Raw genomic sequence first — 16,261 nt, 5'->3', positions numbered from 1 at the left:
CCCGCCCTCCCAGCCACGTCAGCTACACACTCAAGATCACACGGAACCCCGAACACCGATCCTCACCTGCGAAAACGCCCTAAATCACCGGCATTGCAGCTCAAACGGGCTTTCTTCCTCTCCGCGTTCGCCGCCCTAGGCGACCCGGCCTCCCGGGCCTACTACGACAAGAAGATCGCCCAGGGCAAGCACCACACCCAAGCCCTGCTCTGCCTCGCCAGACGCAGAGCCGACGTCCTCTTCGCCATGCTCCGCGACGGAACCTTCTACGAACCGCAGCCGTCTGCCTCAGCTGCCTGACCTACGGGTCTGCGAGGAGAACGACCCGATCCGCCTCGACATCAAAGCCGAGCACCGGATGGCCATAGTGGCCTTCCGGGTCCATCAGCACGGGCTTGTTCAGCCGCCTTCCGATCTCTCGCAGGAAGCCGCAGAACACATCAAGCCGATCCTGGCCCTGCAACTCCCGCAGGTCGACGTCGAAGTCGACTTCGTCGTCGGCATAGAACCGGAAGATCGCCAGCACATCGGCAGTCGGCCAGACCCGCAGGTTCGGGCACTCGGCGTCCGCCGGGCGGCCCAGCACGGCCTCCGCCCGGGGCACCGGAAGCGCCGTCTCTCCCTCGGAGTACTGGCACTTCCAGCCCTTCTCCGCGACAAGATCGAGGACCGCCTGCCAGTCCTGCACCGAGGCGTCCGGGACACGCATGTCCGGCAACGACCCCATCAAGTCCGGGGCGAAGAAGGAACTCACGTCATCCCACACCAGATCAGCCACCCCGCCATGCTGCCCGGCTCCCCGACCCAACGCACCCCCGTTTCCCTTGACCAAAGACATAGGGGCACCCCCCGCTGCCCCCACCGCACTGGGAAGTGGGAGAGACGCGGCATCTGCGCGACGAAACACACTGTCGGTTCGAACTCTGCACCCCGAGTCACTCAGTGGTAATACAGTGTTACATGTTGAATGGGCCGCCCCTGAGGGCCGCTTGCCCATGGGCCGCTCTTCGCCCTCACGAACCGAAGGGAACCATCATGCGTACTTCAGCACGCGCCGCTGTGGTCGGAGCCTGCCTCACAGGGCTCCCGCTCGCCTCGACGACCGCCCAGGCCACCCCCGGCGGCCCCGGCGTCAGCGGCCGGGTCCTGGCCCAGCGGACCGTCGGCGACACCGACTACGTCCTCCGCGAGATCACCATCCCGCCCGGCCAGGCGACCGGGTGGCACTACCACGACGGCACCCTGTACGCCTTCGTCAAGCAGGGCACGCTGAGCCACTTCGACGCTTCCTGCGCCTCCGACGGCGTGTACGAAAAGGGTGGCTTCCTGAAGGAGCCGTCGGGCGCGGACCACGTGCACATCGGCGAGAACCGGGGAGCCACGGACGTCGTCCTGGAGGTCCTCTACGTCCTGCCGCACGGCACTCCCTTCTCCCAGGACGCACCGTCCCCGGGCTGCGAACTGCCGTGACGCGGCGGCCGTACGGCGGCTGTCACAGCTTCCTCCGCTACCCGGTCAATGCGGTGTCGACGGCTCGTGGCGGTCCGTGCCCGGGCCCCGCGGCGACGAAGGAGGAGCATGGCAGGGACATTCATCAGTCGCGCCCGGGCGACCGCCGGTCCCCCGGAGCCCGTCCACCGGACTTCCGACGCGGGCCGAGGCGGGACACGAGGATGACGCGAGACGCCGACCGCTGGACCGACCCGGCCGACTCCACCGTCTTGCTCGCCGCGGAGGCCGCCGTCCTGGAGGGACGGCTCGGGGTGCTCCGGGCGGCGATCGCCGAGGTGGACTCCCGGATCCACGCGGTGTCCGAGCAGATCAGACGGCTGCCCGCAGCCGGCGACCCCGAGGCGCCGCCGGCGGACGAAGGGAGCGCCACAGGGCTCGTTCCGTCCCGGGCCCGCCGTCCCTGACGGCCCGATCAACGGTGTGATCTGCGTGGGACCGCCCACGCTGTTCCCGGCCGACGGGGGCCGCTGCATATGATGTCCGCCAGCATCCCCGCAGTCGCGCCGGGACATCGAGCGGTCCCGCCAGGACACAGGGTTGAGGACGAGTGGAACCCATGGGCTCCATGACCCGGACGGCTCGCCCCGTCGAGAGCACCGCCGAGAGTCTCCAGGAGGACCTGGCCCGGCTGGAGATCCAGAAGCAGGCCCTGGAGAGGGAACTGGCCGCGGTCACCGCCCATCTCGGTTCCGTGCACCGGGCGCTCGACGCCCTTCAGGCGCTCATGCCCGGCGCCGGCCCGGCGGCCGCCCCATCCCCGCGGGCCCCCGCCCCCGTGAGCGTCCCGTCGCCGGCGAGGCCGGAGGCCGCGCGCGCCGCGGCAACCGCCGAAGCCGCCGCAGAGCCCCCGGCCACGGCAGGCCGGAGCGACGAGGCGGGCGACGGCGGCACTACGTACGGCAAGCTCACGGAGCAGATCCCGGCGTACTTTGCGCAGGCCGGGGACACCGAAGTCCGCGCCCGCGACGTCGCGTCGGCGCTGGGACGCGACACCGGCAGCGGCAGCATCAACGCTGTGCGCAGCACGCCCGACCGTCTCGTCGGCGCCTCGCGTGTCCAGCGGGCCGGCCGCGGACCGTACCGCGCCGTCATGCCTTGCGCCGGCCTCCGGGCTGTGCGGGTTCCTCTCCTCGGCGCAGTCCGCCGCGGGAGACGAATGCCTCCCTCGGGTGCTGCACCGACGCCAGCGACACGATGTCGCGGCCGTAGAGAAGGGCCGTGACCCACACGGCGAACACACGCGTCTTGCGTTCCCGGCTCGGTATGGCCAGGACGTGGTAGCCACGGCGCATCAGCCAGGCCGGGAACCCCTTGATGACCAGGCCCCGGTGCTGGAAGATGCCGCGGCCGAGCCCGAGTGTGGCCACCACACCGAGACTGCGGTGCACATAGTCCTCGGTCGGACGGCCGCGCAGCGCCGCCAGGATGTTCTTCGCCAGCAGCCTGCCCTGGCGGACGGCGTGCTGGGCGTCGGGCACGGTGTGCGCGCCCGGCCTCCCGGCCGCGAGATCGGGCACCGAGGCGTCATCTCCCGCCGCCCAGACCTCGGGCACCACCTCGGTGTCCGTGGTGACCCGCAGATCCGCCCGTACGATGAGCAGGCCCCGCTCGTCGACGGGCAGGTCGCTGTGGTTGTGCACGATCGGGTTGGCGGCGTTGCCGGCCGTCCACACCAGCAGGCCCGAGTCGTACTCGGTGCCGTCCGACAGCCGCACCCGGCCGTCCTCGGCGGAGACCAGCTGGGTGTTCAGGTGCACCTGCCCCCCGTCCCTCCAGTGAACGCACCACCCAGGCACCCGGCCGGTCCGCGACCCCGGGCAGGATCCGGTCGCGTGCCTCGACCAGGTGGAAGGCCGGTTCGTCCGCGCCGATCTCCGGGTACTGCTTGAGCAACGCGGTCGCCAGGGCCAGCAGTTCACCACGTCCCTCCACTCCGGAGAATCCGCCACCGACGACGGTGACGGCGAGCAGTTCGGTGCGTTCGGGTCCGCGCGACAGACCGGCCGCACGGTCGAACGAGGTGAGGAGGCAGTCGCGGATCGCCGCCGCCTCCTCGACGTGCTTGAGTCCGTACGCCTGATCGCTCAGCCCCGCGATCGGGAAGGTCCGGGTGACCGCCCCCGCCGTCACCACCAGCACGTCGTAGTGCAGGTCGAGGGACGTCCCGGCCTCCGGGCGGACCGTGACCGTGCGCGCGCTGTGACGGATCTCCGTCACCGAGCCCGCCACCAGACGCGTGTAGTCGAGGTGACGGCGGAGCGAGACCGCCGCCTGCCGGGCCTCCACCGAACCGGCCACCGCCTCGGGCAGGAAGGGCTGGTACGTCACGTACGGGCGGGGGTCGACGACGGTGACGCGCGCCTCGCCGGCCCGCAGCCTCTTCTCCAGGATCCACGCGGTGTAGAAACCCGCGTACCCGCCGCCCGCGATCAAGATCTCACGCACGGTGTCCTCTGTTCCTCTCGGTCCTACCCCTCGAGGCCGGTCGTCGGCACTCGGTGTGACACGGTGTCCGGATCACGTGCCAGGGCTGCGTGCGCGCCCTCATCACTCGCATGTCGGTTGCGTGGACCAGGGCCGTGCGCTGGCCTTAATGGAGGGCGTACGTCCTCGTGGACCACTGGCCGGCGCGGCAGCCGAGGCGAAGGACGCGCGTGCAGGTGAGGTCGCCTGACGGATGTTGCAGAAGACCGTGAGTTTGCAGGTCAGGGCCTTCTGGAACATGCTTTGGGCACTGTACGCCGTCACCCGTAGGCGCGTGGTCGCTGCGGATTCGTGATCTCTGTCGGTTCCGACTCACCGTGCCCGTGCGCTGTCGAGGACGTCCGGCAGGGCTCGGCGGGAGCTGATGCCGAGCTTCACGTAGACCTTCCGCAGGTGCCATTCCACGGTATGAGGACTGATGAACAGCTCCGCGCCGATCCGCGCGTTCGTCATGCCGTCGGCGGCAAGAGCTGCGACCTGCGACTCCTGCGGGGTGAGAGCGTTCGCCGGCGTGGCCTCCCGCGCCGTCACCTGCTCGCCGGTGGCGATCAGCTCACGGCGGGCCCGTTCGGCGAACGCGTGAGCCGGCATCGCCTCGAACATGTCGTGGGCCGTGCGCAGATGCTCGCGGGCCTGCGCCCGGCGCTGTGCGCGCCGCAGCCACTCGCCGTACAGCAGGTGGGTGCGTGCCACCTCCACGACAACCCCGCCGCGGCCGAATTCCTCGATCGCTGTACGGTACAGGCGGTCGGCCGCCTCACCGTCGGCCAGCAGCGCCTCACTGCGTGCGCTCGCACCCCGCGCCCATCCGGAGTCGGCGGCGCGGGTGAGCTCGGTGAGGCGGGCCAACGAGGCGCGAGCCTGGTCGAGTTCACCACAGCGCGTCGCGGCCTCCACATGCTCGACCAGCGACAGACCGGTGAAGTTGAACCCGTCGTGCTCGATACCCGTGCGCGCGGCCTCCATCGCCTCCTCGTAGCGGGCCAGTCCGTTGAAGAGCACGCCCTGGATGTAGCCCATGGCACCGAGCAGGGATACTTCGCCCCGCTGCACAGCGCGCTCTCTGGCTTCCTCGATGATGCCGGCAGCGACATCCGCCTCCCCCCGCCACGCGGCCAGGACGAGCGCGGCGTATTTGTGCGGGGCGTGGCCGGTCGCGGTGGCGATTGCGTCGGCCTCCTCGATCATCCGGTCGGCCTCGGCGAAGTCGCCGTAGTGAATGTGCACCCCGCCCGCGTAGACCAGAGCCGGCGGCAGACTGCCGAGTGCTCCGACGTCGCGGGCCAGACGCACTGCGCGAGTCGAGAGTGTGTCCCAGGCATGCAGATCCCAGGCCCAGTGGATGAACGACTCGAGCGCGACCGGGGCCAGCAGCAGCCACCGTACGGTCGCCTCCCGCGTGCCGAGCTCTTCGTGCTCGAGCAGGTCGAGTGCCTCACGCAGGGCCGGAACGGCCGTCTCGGAACCGTCCGCGAGCAGGGCCGCCACACCATCCAGGAGAGCGTCCGCAGCCTTGGAGCCCGACGAGGGCGCCCCGGACGCGCGGGCCGCGACCGCCGCAGCACGGGCGCCTGCCGGACCATGGACCCGGCCGGCGAAGACGGTCGCACTGATCGCCTCCAGGTACGTCTCCCGCGCCAAGGAAGACTCGGCCGCAGTGAACCGTGCGGCCGCGTTCAGGAGCAAGGGTGCCGCCTCCTCACTGCGGCTGCGAGCAAACAGGATCCTGGCCCGCAAACGTGCCAGACGGGCCCGATCCAGAACGCCGAGAGAATACAGGTCCGCCACCGCGGCCAACTCCGTAGCCCGTTCGGGCGCGGCCGCCGAGAAGTGCGCCTCGGCCGCCGCAAGGGCCCGGCGCCCTCGCGGCCAGGGATCGGGCGTCACCTCCACCGCGCGTTCCAGCAGAACCGCCTCGGCCGCGATGCCACCGCGCTGCCGGGCGCGGTCGGCGGCCTGCTCCAGTCCTGCGGCGACCTCCTCGTCCGGCCCGTCGGCCGCCTGCGCGGCGTGCCAGGCGCGCCGGTCGGGGTCCAGGAGGGGGTCTGTGGCCTCGGCCAGGGCCCGATGCACCGCACGTCGATCCTCCGGTTCGGCTCCGTGGTAGACCGCCGAACGGACCAGCGGGTGCCGGAACCGTACGGGCTCGCCGAACTCGATCAGGCCGGCGGCCTTGGCCGGTGCGGCGTCCGGAGTGATGCCGAGGAAAGCAGCCGCCCGGATCAACAGGCGCACGTCGCCGACCGGTTCCGCCGCAGCGATCAGCAGCAGGGTGCGGGTTGCGGCCGGCAGCGCACCGAGCCGCCCGGCGAAGTCACGCTCGACGCGGCTGGCCACCGGCCCTTGAACGACCGGGGCGCTCGACGCGTCGACGCCGTAGGCCAGTTCGGCGGCGCTGCGGCCGCGGGAGAATTCCAGCAGCGCCAGCGGGTTGCCGTGTGTCTCGGCCACGAACCGGTCCCGGACCCGATCCTCCAACCGTCCCCCCACAGCTCCCTCCAGGAGTTCCCCGGCCGAAGCGGCGTCGAGTCCCCTGAGTTGCAGCGCCGGCAGGCGCGCGAGCGCGGACTGCCCCTCGGGGTCGCGGACCGCGAACACCATGGCGACCGGTTCCGCGAGCAGTCTCCGGGCCACGAACTCAAGTGTCTGCAACGACACTTGATCCAGCCACTGGGCGTCGTCGACCAGCACCAGCACCGGCCGGGTCTCCGAGGCGCGGGTGAGCAGGGTCAGCACGGCGAGGCCGACCAGGAAACGGTCGGGCGGATCGCCGACCGCCGTCCCGAATGCCACGCGCAGGGCGTCACGTTGGGGGTGCGGCAGTTCTTCGACGCCATCCAGGAACGGCGCGCACACCTGGTGCAGGCTCGCGTAAGGGAGCTCCATGTCGGCCTCGACACCGCGCGCCCAGGTCACCCGCTCCCGGGACGCCTGCACAGCCATGTACTCCAGCAACACCGACTTGCCGATGCCCGCCTCGCCCCGGACGACCATGACGCGGGAACCGCCGTCCCGCAGGCCGGCCAGCAGGTCGTCGAGCGCTGCGCACTCACGCTGCCGGCCGACCAGATCGGGAAGCGGGCTGGCGATCATGCGACACGGCTCCTCGGCGGGATCCGGGGGAACAGAGCTCCCACAGCGGTGTTCGGAAGAATCCTGGCCACGATACCCGTGCCCCCTCCACCGCGGTGCGGACCGACGGTGTGACTACTTCCACGCCCGGAAACACGCTGAGGTTGTCACAAATCTGGGGCCTGTCCGGTCGATCCCCACCAATGATCCTGTCCGGCCATCGAAGTCGCCGAGGCCGGTGTCGCGGTCGTCGTGGTCACCCCACGGGCCGGCGACGCCACCCCGGCCGGCGCGGCGTCGGAGCATGCCGAGTGGGCGCCCGCCCCTGCCCGCCGTGGCGAAACCCGGGAGCGGCACTCCGCTGACACGTCGCGGCAGAGCCGCTCACCGGCCGCCCCGCCCACCGAGCGGATCGCGCCACGCGCCGCCGTGCTGCCCATCGACGGCGTCGAGCCCCGCGGCAGGCACACCGGCCGTACCGACAGCACGTCCACCACACGGCTCACCGGCCCGGACCTGCACCGGACCCTTCGGGTGCGCGGGCGGCAACTCGCCATCCCCGTTCTGCCGCACGTGTACGTCACCCGGCTGCTGGTCGACAACGGAACGGTGTTCGGCGCCTACGGATTCGGCCTCGTCGACGGCTCGCGCCACCTCGTGCACGCCGACGCGGTGGTCCTCGCCACCGGCGGGCACACCCGCATCCGGCGGACCCGTCCTCGCGCCGCCACGAGAACACCGGCGGCTCCCTCCGGCTCGCCGCCGAGGCCGGTCCCCGGTTTGCGCGACCCCGACCTGGTGCGGTTCCACCCCTTCGGGCTGATCGAGCCGGACCACACCGCCGGCATGCCGGTCAGCAACAGTGCACAGCACGCGGGCGGAGTACTGCTCAACAACCTCGGCGAGCGGTTCATGACGCGCTACGGCCCCGAGCGGATGGAGCTCTCCGACCAGGAAACCGTCACACGGGCGTCCTGCACCGAGATCCAGGAAGGCCGCGGCTCCCGGTCCGGCGGCGTCTGGCTGGCCCTGTCCCACCTGCCCGGTGACACGGTCTCGGCACGACTGCCGCGCCTGCGCCGGACGCTACTGGAACTGCAGATGCCCGACATCACCCGCGACCCCGTCGAGGTCGTGCCGACCGCCTGCATCTCCCTGGACAGCATCTGGGTCAAGACCCAGGACCACAGCACCGACGTGGACGGCCTTTCCGCGGTCGGGGAAGCGGTCGGCGGCTCACACCGGCCGGAAGAAGACTCCCTCTCCCAAGTCCTCACCCACGGGCGGATCGCCGGGCGCGCCGCGCTGGAACACTCCGCCAGACTCACCGGTCCACGCCACTCACCCGCCGCGACCCGCGCCGCGGAAGCCGACGTGCTCAGCCTGGTGGCCACCGGCGGCGACCACCACGCCCGCGCCCTGCACCACGCGGTACGGCGCGTGATGGCGGACCACGCCGGCGTGGTCCGGGACGAGGCCGGACTCGTCGCGGGATCGACCGCACTCGACGAGATCGAGACCCGGACAGCGGACATCGGCGTGCACATCGACATCGGCGGCTTCTCGGACCTGGCGCACGCCTACGACCTCAGATCCGCCGTGCTCGCCGCCCGGGCGACCCTCCAGTGTGCTCGTGAGCGGCTCGGACCCCACGGCCGCCACCACCGGTCCGACCGCTCCGGCTCCGCGCCCGCCCTGCCGGACGCCACGGCGTGGTCCGCGACGACCGGCGTGCGCCGCACACCCCTGTGGCCCGCCCCGACCGGAATCATCGAAACGTGGCGCGACGCGTCCGACGATGCCGGACCCACCGTGTGAAGGCCGTTCGACAGCGGCGCGAAATCTTTGTACGCCGCCCTGTCACAGATGCCGGGGCCGCCTGGTCAGGAGGATACGAGCCATCGCGCCCGGAGCCGTGGACGAGGTCGCCGCAGACCCACCGGGCACCGTGCAAGATCAATGAAGGGAAAGTCCATGAAGGTCGTAGTGATCGGCGGAACCGGACTCATCGGGTCCAAGGTCGTGTCCAAGCTCAACGAACACGGTCACGAGGCGGTGGCAGCCTCCCCGAACACCGGAGTGAACACGGTCACCGGCGAAGGCCTGGCCGACGCGCTGAAGGGCGCCTCCGTCGTCGTCGACGTCTCCAACTCCCCCTCCTTCGACGACGACGCGGTGATGGAGTTCTTCCGCGCCTCCACCACCAACCTGCTCGCCGCGGAGGCCGCCGCCGGCGTCACGCACCACGTGGCTCTGTCCGTCGTGGGCACCGACCGCCTCCAGCAGTCCGGCTACTTCCAGGCCAAGCAGGTCCAGGAGGACATGATCCGGGACTCCGGAGTGCCGTACTCGATCGTCCACGCCACGCAGTTCTTCGAGTTCGCCAAGACCCTCGCGGACTCGGCGACCAGTGGTGACACAGTGTCCGTCGCCCCCATCAAGATCCAGCCCATCTTCTCAGGCGACGTGGCCGCGGCCGTCGGACGCACGGCAGTCGGCACTCCGGTCAACGGAATCGTCGAGGTCGCCGGCCCCGACACCTTCACCCTGGAGGACTTCATCCGCCAGGGCCTCGCGGCCCACAACGACCCCCGCACGGTCGTGACGGACCCGAAGGGCCTCTACTGGGGCGCCGCCCTCAAGGAGTCCGACCTCCTGCCCGGCCCCGACGCACAGCTCGGCGAGACGCACTTCGCCGACTGGAGCAGCGAGCAGTAACGGCGAGCACGGAGCCCACGGCCCCGAAATCGCAGCAGCATCACGCCAGTTCACCTCCCATCGCTCGACTCTCAGGATCCCTACATGGACGCGCGCATCAACTACTTCGGCAACGCTCTCGCGGGCAAGGTCATGAAGCACCTCAACTCGGCCGGGGCCGCTGTGCACTCGGCGCTGCCCGTCACCACCCAGGAACTGGTGAAGATCCGGGCCAGCCAGATCAACGGCTGCGGGTTCTGCACCGACATGCACACCAAGGACGCGGTCGCCGCGGGTGAGGACCAGCAGCGGCTGCACCTGGTCGCCGCCTGGCGCGAGGCCACCGTCTTCACCGACGCCGAGCGCGCGGCGCTGGAGATCACCGAGCAGGGCACCCGCATCGCCGACGCGGCGGGTGGCGTGTCGGACGAGGCCTGGGCCAACGCCGTCAAGCACTACGACGAGGACCAGCTCGCCGCGCTGATCTCGCTGATCGCGATCATCAACGCCTACAACCGCATCAACGTCATCAACCAGCAGCCCGCCGGCGGCTACACGCCGGGCATGTTCGGCTGACCCACCGTTCCGGCCCCGCCGGACGTCCACCGCCCCTCTCCCGCTCGCCCCGGCCCACCGAGCGGGAGACGGGCACTCGGACACTCCCGCGTCCACGCGACGCCACGCCGCGAACCGCACCTCCCGGGTCCCACGCGAAGGCCCAGCCGCGAACCACCGCACTCCGGGCGATACGCGACGCGCCACCCGTGAACCACCTCACCCAGTGCATACGCGACGCCCCCACCACCCACCAGCGCACCCGTGCGTCCACGAGAAGACCGACCCGCCGCACCCGCTGCCCGGCACGAACACACCGGCCGCCTCCTGGCCCACTGTCCCAAGGAGACGATACTTGCACCCCTCCCCCGCCCCGGGCGCCCCGGCCTTCCTGCGCATCGCCGGCACCCGTGGCCGATGGACCCTTCTGGCCACCGTGCTCGGCTCCAGCGTGGTGCTGCTCGGCTCGACCGTCACCACCGTCGCGCTGCCGCACATCGGCGACGACTTGGACGCCGACCTCGCCGCACTCCAGTGGACCGTGAACGCCTACATGCTGACCCTGGCGGGACTCATCCTGCTGGGCGGCTCCCTGGGCGACCGCTTCGGCCGACGCCGGATCTTCGTCCTGGGCATCATCTGGTTCGCCGTGGCGTCCCTGCTGTGCGGACTGGCTCCCGACACGACCACGCTCATAGCCGCCCGCGCGCTCCAGGGCGTCGGCGGAGCGCTGCTCACCCCCGGCTCACTGGCGATCATCGAAGCCTCCTTCCACCCGGACGACCGGCCGCGCGCCATCGGCCTGTGGTCCGGGTTCGGCGGCATCGGGGCGGCACTCGGGCCGTTCCTCGGCGGATGGCTCGTCGACGGCCCCGGCTGGCGCTGGACCTTCCTCCTGACGATCCCCCCGGCGCTGCTGTGCGTGCCCCTGGCGATGCGCCACGTCCCGGAGTCCGTCGGCAGGCCTCAGCAGCCCACCGTGGGGGCCGGTGACCCCGCCCCGCCCCGGCGGGGCTTCGACCTCGCCGGTGCGGCGCTGGGCGCACTGACGCTTGCTCTGGCCACCTACGCGCTCACCGAAGCCCGTTCCGACGGGCCCGTCGCCCTTGCCGCGGCCGCGGGCAGCATCGCGGCCGGGGCCGCGTTCCTGCTGGTGGAGCGGCGCAGCAGCGACCCGATGATGCCCCTGTCGATCTTCTCGTCGCGGCCGTTCACGGCCATCAACCTGATCACCCTGTGCGTCTACGCCGGGCTGGGCGGGTTCTTCTTCCTGACCGCCCTGCAACTGCAGATCGTCGCCGGCTACTCGGCACTGGCGGCGGGCGCCGCCATGTTGCCGAGCACGGTGCTGATGCTGCTGTTCTCCGCCCGCTCCGGGACGCTCGCCCAGCGCCTGGGACCGCGCATCCCGCTCACCGTCGGCCCCGTGGTGTGCGGGGCGGGAATGCTGATGACGGCGCGGGTGGGCACGCACGCCTCCTACTTCGCCGACGTTCTGCCCGCCCTGCTGGTGATGGGCACAGGCATGGTCATCATGGTCGCTCCGCTGAGCGTGACGCTGCTGGCCTCTGTCGAGGCCGCCGACGCGGGCCTGGCCAGCGGAATCAACAACGCGGCAGCACGCGCGGCCGGGCTGGTCTCCGTGGCCGCACTGCCGCTGCTGGTAGGCATGAGCCCGGACGCCTACCGCTCCCCCGACTCCTTCGACACGGCGTTCGACCGGGCCATGCCCCTGTGCGCGGGCCTGCTGGCCATCGGCGCGGCGATGGCCTTCACTCTGTTGCGCAGGACCGCCGACACCCCTGATGCACGGCACGGCCGGGCGCACGGCTGGCTGATGGAGCCGCCGCTGGTGTCCCGCTTCGCGCATCACCGGGCTCTCGACTAGGCCGAGCGTCTGGCTGCCTTGGCCGGGGCGGCGCATTTGCCAGGGACACCACGGTCGCGTAGGTCTCCTCCTCCGCTCGCTCCTCGGTCAGGATGCGTTCGAGCAGATGGAGTTGTTCCAACTGACTCTGCCCGCACAGCACGGCCGTGCGCCATGCCAGGCTCAGGTGGACACCGAGCGCGGCCGCGGCGCCACCGTGCCCGGACACATCGCCCGTGATCACGTGGGCGCTGCCGTCGTCGCCGCGCACCACATCGCAGAAGTCACCGCCCAGCAACGTGTGCGCGCGACCCGGCGCGTAGCGGAAGGCGGTTGCCAAGCCGTCTCCCCGCAGCGTCAGGTCGGGCAACAGGCCCCGTTCCAGCACAGCGTTGTCCCGGGCGATCTCCTCACCCGCCACGGTGGCCCCCCGGCGGCACGTTGCAGAGCGACCCAGATCTTCCGGCAGAACTCGTCGCGAGCGCTGCGGCGGTGATCCGCTCGGCCCGGCACCGAGCCAGCGACAGAGCGGACGGCGTGGGACGCATGCGTGCCTCGAGAACCAGCACGGCCGCGTCGGGGGCGTGGCGGCGTACCCGGATGACGACGTCGGCCAAGGTCCGTCCGGCCGGTGCGCTGCCCACCAGAACGCACAGCGCGCCGTGGGTGCCGGACGTGCGGCATCCTTCCTCGACGCTCGTGTGCCGGACCAGGGCACCGGCCAGCCGGTCCGGAAGCAGTCGCCGGACGTGGACCGCGTCCTGTTCGTCCTGGGACAGCAGAACCACTCGGAGGTCGCGGCAGAAGGAGAAATCCCCACGGGGACGGGTCTCGCGAGCCCGAGGTCCTCCACAGCGATCGACGGCCGGAACGTCCGGCCGCGGAATGGGGATGCTCATGTGTGGTCTTTCGTGGGGCGAAAGGCGATGGCGGCTCCACGCACGAGTGTCGGCGGCCCGCGGAACGCGCACCCTTTTTCTCCCGCCTGGCCCGATCTGTTCGCTCATGAGACAGGAACGCACCCATATCTGTGACGCCAGGATTCCCATCCGCCGGCCGCGCCACGACAGTTGAGGGGGACAGCTGCAACGGGCCGATCAGCTGTCACGAACCGGGGCCCCTGTCCAGTCAATGCAGAAGGGGCGGACTCCTCGCGGAGCCCAACCGCTGTTGCCTCCGTCGCCGCCGGCAGAGAACGGAGATGAGACCTCATGTTCAGTACACCCTGAGACTCCCGCACCTGGTCGGGCTGCCGTGCCGGTCGGACGGCTGCCGGATCGTCTGGCTGTACTACGTCGTCGGCGAGGCGCCGGACAGCGCCGAAGCCCTGTGCGCGGCGGTGCGTCTGGCCGACAGCGCCTCCGAGCGGGACGCCCGCGGCCAGGTGCCCGTGGAACCGATCGTGCCGAAGTGCAGCGCATACGACAGCGCATCTCGGGCGACTTCGTTCTGGAAGCCTGCTGAACCCAGGCCGTGTCAGCCGCGGCCCCGCCCCGGGCCACGGCCCGCCACCGCCCCGTTGCGGGGACGACGCCTCCGGCTGTCACGAGCGCGCCCCCTGTCCGGTCAGTACGGCGATCGGTGTCCGACACGATCCGAGGAGGACCGGGATGATGTCCCAAGGCGTTGATCTTCAGGCGGACCCCGCCACCCTCGCGGCGTCGCTCACCGCAGAGGCGACCGCTCTCGAAGGGCGGCTGCGCCAGCTCCGTGAGGCCGTGCAGGTCGTGAACACACGTATCGCGTCAATCGCCGAGTCCCTCCAGACCCTGCGGGGCACCGCGACGACACACAGCGGAGGTGAGCGTCGCTCCGGATCGCCGGAGGACGCCCTCCCTCGCGGTTGAGGCCGCACGAGCCTCTCAGCCCCGCGCCGGCACCTCCTGGAGCACCCATTCGTTGCCGTCCGGGTCGCTGAACTCGGCGTAGGAGTGATAGTCACGACGCTGCGGGTCGGGTCCCTCGACCCGCTTCTCGTCGGTGCTGCGGTGGAACACACCGCTCGTGTCGTGGAAGATTCCGCCCGTCACCACGCCTTTCGCATCGAGTTCCCGGCAGGCCCGCTCGATGTCGGAGACGACGAGGTGCAGGCCCCGCACCGAGCCCGGGGCGGCCGTGGTGACTCCGGTCCCGAACAGGATCGAGCACGCCGATCCCGGGGGCGTCATGTGCACCACGCGATAGGAGGCGTCGATGCCGTGGTCGGCATCCAGTCGGAATCCGACGGCCTCGTAGAACGACTTCGCCCGGTCGACGTCCGAGACAGGCAGTACCAGGACGGCCAGCTTGAGCTGCATGGCGTCTGCGCTCTCGGCGGCGGTCAGCTTGCCCGCCTCGGCTGACGCGCCCGCGCCCTCAGCGCCACTGTCGGCCCGCGCGGCGTCCTCCACCTCCTCGATCTCCACCCGGTACCGGTGGATCCCGGTCCGCGGAGCGTGGGCCACGACGGTCCAGCCCTCCACCACACGCCACAGCGCGTCGGTGCCTTGCAGATACGTCCCGTCCGGCGCGGCGGCGGCCCGCAGTTCGGCATCAAGTGCCGCGTGCCGTTCGTGCGGCACGTGGAGTTCCAGGGCGAAGCGGCGCAGCGACCGCGTGCCGTGCGCGGCTTCCGCCGCGGGCAGTGGTACAGCGTCTGTCTCGCGAAGCCCGCCGAGCAGGGTGACATGCAGCGTCGTCATGAGAGCGTCACCGGTTCCCTTCCGTGCCGGCCCTCGCGATCACGAGCGCTCCTCGTCGTTGACCCAGCTCATGAGCTTGCGCAGCTCCTTGCCGGTGGTTTCCAGCAGCAGTTCGGAGTCCTGTTTCCGGTATTTCTGATACCTCTTCAGACCGCCGTGGTACTCGGCCATCCACTCACGCGCGAAGGTGCCGTCCTGGATCTCGGCGAGGATCTTCTTCATCTCGGCCTTGGTGGCGTCGGTGATGATGCGCGGGCCGGTGACGTAGTCGCCCCACTCGGCGGTCTCGGAGATCGACCAGCGCATCTTCTCCAGGCCGCCCTCGTACATGAGGTCGACGATGAGCTTCAGCTCGTGCAGGCACTCGAAGTACGCGATCTCCGGCTGATACCCGGCGTCGGTCAGCGTCTCGAAGCCCGCCTTGACCAGGGCTGACACTCCACCGGCGAGCACGGCCTGCTCACCGAACAGGTCGGTCTCGGTCTCCTCGGTGAACGTCGTCCTGATGACGCCCGCACGGGTGCCGCCGATTCCCTTGGCGTACGACAGGGCCAGCGGGAAGGCGCTTCCTGTGGCGTCCTGCTCGATCGCCACCAGGCACGGCACGCCGCGGCCCTCCGCGTACTGACGGCGCACCAGGTCACCCGGCCCCTTGGGGGCGACCATGCACACGTCCACACTGGCCGGCGGCTTGACGAAGCCGAAGCGGATGTTGAAGCCGTGCCCGAAGAACAGCGCGTCACCGTCCTTCAGGTTCGAGGCGATGTGCTGCTCGTAGATCTCGCCCTGGAGCGGGTCCGGAACAAGGATCATGATCACGTCGGCCTCGGCTGCGGCCTCCGCCACCGTCACCACACGCAGGCCCTGCTCCTCGGCCGTCGCGCGGGACTTGGAACCCTCGTGCAGCCCCACGCGCACGTCCACACCCGAGTCACGCAGCGACAGCGCGTGGGCATGACCCTGGCTGCCGTAACCGATGACTGCGACCTTGCGGCCCTGGATGACGGACAGGTCGGCGTCGGTGTCATAGAACAGCTCAGCCATGGCAATCCCCTCACTCGTAGCCGCTCGCATCGAACCGCGGGGAAGAAACACCCGCCGTCGAGGGACAGCCGAAACACTATCTCATTCAATGTTGTCACATGTCTTGCACTGTACGGGGTCAGCAAGTAGGCGACGCGTCTTCGAAGGAGCGTCGGAGAGCCGACTGAACTCCAGCTTCAGTGGCCCAGGAGCGTTCCGACGCCTCCGACACACGGTGTTTTCCAGCACCGCGTTGCCACCACCCACGCCGCGTCGGCGAGCAGGCGAGGGCGAGACCGATGTCCTGCGTCCGGGCCCGGACCGTCGTCGCACTGCCCGTCTCCGGCACCGTGCGCAGCGGAACGCCTGC

Annotated in this window: 13 protein-coding genes and 3 pseudogenes; 9 read left to right on the top strand and 7 right to left on the bottom strand. The window is 70.7% G+C overall.

Going from position 1 to position 16,261, the window contains the following annotated elements:
* Window positions 1-300 (top strand): annotated as a pseudogene (locus tag IE239_RS38695) (hypothetical protein); the annotation flags it as partial.
* A gap of 1 nt (window position 301) precedes the next feature.
* Here IE239_RS38695 and IE239_RS38690 read toward each other — a convergent pair.
* Complete coding sequence (locus IE239_RS38690) at window positions 302-778, bottom strand: hypothetical protein (RefSeq protein WP_190154126.1); 477 nt, start codon at window positions 776-778, stop codon at window positions 302-304.
* Between the two features lie 257 nt (window positions 779-1,035).
* On the opposite strand from IE239_RS38690, the gene IE239_RS38685 reads away from it, so the two are divergent.
* From IE239_RS38685 to IE239_RS42760, 3 genes and pseudogenes are all read left to right on the top strand, one after another.
* Window positions 1,036-1,470 (top strand): cupin domain-containing protein, encoded by a 435-nt coding sequence (locus IE239_RS38685; RefSeq protein WP_190154125.1) that lies wholly within the window; start codon window positions 1,036-1,038, stop codon window positions 1,468-1,470.
* A 203-nt stretch (window positions 1,471-1,673) separates the two neighbouring features.
* Window positions 1,674-1,916, top strand: a complete 243-nt coding sequence (locus IE239_RS38680) for a hypothetical protein (RefSeq protein ID WP_190154124.1) — start codon at window positions 1,674-1,676, stop codon at window positions 1,914-1,916.
* A gap of 152 nt (window positions 1,917-2,068) precedes the next feature.
* Window positions 2,069-2,599: pseudogene (locus tag IE239_RS42760) on the top strand (hypothetical protein); the annotation flags it as partial.
* Between the two features lies 1 nt (window position 2,600).
* Here the strand turns inward: IE239_RS42760 and IE239_RS38675 are convergent.
* Window positions 2,601-3,957, bottom strand: a pseudogene (locus IE239_RS38675) (NAD(P)/FAD-dependent oxidoreductase).
* Window positions 3,958-4,308: 351 nt separating this feature from the next.
* A complete protein-coding gene (locus tag IE239_RS38670) occupies window positions 4,309-7,089 on the bottom strand; it encodes a helix-turn-helix transcriptional regulator (RefSeq protein ID WP_190154123.1) in 2,781 nt (926 codons plus the stop codon).
* A 231-nt stretch (window positions 7,090-7,320) separates the two neighbouring features.
* Here IE239_RS38670 and IE239_RS38665 point away from each other — a divergent pair, with 231 nt between their 5' ends.
* The 4 genes from IE239_RS38665 to IE239_RS38650 all read left to right on the top strand — a co-directional run bounded on the left by IE239_RS38665 (window position 7,321) and on the right by IE239_RS38650 (window position 12,208).
* The gene (locus IE239_RS38665; protein WP_190154122.1) at window positions 7,321-8,886 is read left to right on the top strand and encodes an FAD-binding protein; all 1,566 of its coding nucleotides are present in this window, start codon (window positions 7,321-7,323) and stop codon (window positions 8,884-8,886) included.
* Window positions 8,887-9,042: 156 nt separating this feature from the next.
* Window positions 9,043-9,786: an SDR family oxidoreductase gene (locus IE239_RS38660; protein WP_190154121.1), complete on the top strand. Its 744-nt coding sequence runs from the start codon at window positions 9,043-9,045 to the stop codon at window positions 9,784-9,786.
* 84 nt (window positions 9,787-9,870) lie between these two features.
* The gene (locus tag IE239_RS38655) at window positions 9,871-10,341 is read left to right on the top strand and encodes a carboxymuconolactone decarboxylase family protein (protein WP_190154120.1); all 471 of its coding nucleotides are present in this window, start codon (window positions 9,871-9,873) and stop codon (window positions 10,339-10,341) included.
* 334 nt (window positions 10,342-10,675) lie between these two features.
* Window positions 10,676-12,208 (top strand): MFS transporter, encoded by a 1,533-nt coding sequence (locus tag IE239_RS38650; RefSeq protein WP_190154119.1) that lies wholly within the window; start codon window positions 10,676-10,678, stop codon window positions 12,206-12,208.
* Here IE239_RS38650 and IE239_RS42755 read toward each other — a convergent pair.
* Window positions 12,093-12,458, bottom strand: coding sequence for a SpoIIE family protein phosphatase (locus IE239_RS42755; RefSeq protein ID WP_268254561.1), 366 nt, complete (start codon window positions 12,456-12,458; stop codon window positions 12,093-12,095). The genes IE239_RS38650 and IE239_RS42755 overlap by 116 nt on opposite strands.
* A gap of 139 nt (window positions 12,459-12,597) precedes the next feature.
* Window positions 12,598-12,975, bottom strand: coding sequence for a hypothetical protein (locus tag IE239_RS42750; protein WP_229878696.1), 378 nt, complete (start codon window positions 12,973-12,975; stop codon window positions 12,598-12,600).
* Between the two features lie 822 nt (window positions 12,976-13,797).
* Here IE239_RS42750 and IE239_RS38640 point away from each other — a divergent pair.
* A complete protein-coding gene (locus tag IE239_RS38640) occupies window positions 13,798-14,034 on the top strand; it encodes a hypothetical protein (RefSeq protein WP_229878695.1) in 237 nt (78 codons plus the stop codon).
* A 15-nt stretch (window positions 14,035-14,049) separates the two neighbouring features.
* On the opposite strand, the gene IE239_RS38635 is transcribed toward IE239_RS38640, so the two are convergent.
* Together IE239_RS38635 and ilvC are read right to left on the bottom strand one after the other, a co-directional pair.
* The gene (locus IE239_RS38635) at window positions 14,050-14,484 is read right to left on the bottom strand and encodes a VOC family protein (RefSeq protein ID WP_190154129.1); all 435 of its coding nucleotides are present in this window, start codon (window positions 14,482-14,484) and stop codon (window positions 14,050-14,052) included.
* Window positions 14,485-14,907: 423 nt separating this feature from the next.
* Entirely contained in the window at window positions 14,908-15,912 is a 1,005-nt protein-coding gene (gene ilvC, locus IE239_RS38630; protein WP_190154118.1) for a ketol-acid reductoisomerase, read from the bottom strand.
* Window positions 15,913-16,261 lie beyond the last annotated feature (349 nt).

This window comes from Streptomyces humidus (assembly GCF_014649655.1).
In the GTDB taxonomy this organism is placed as follows: Bacteria; Actinomycetota; Actinomycetes; order Streptomycetales; family Streptomycetaceae; genus Streptomyces; species Streptomyces humidus.
Note: the sequence above shows the minus strand (reverse complement) of the source record. Positions and strands in the feature narration are given on the sequence as shown.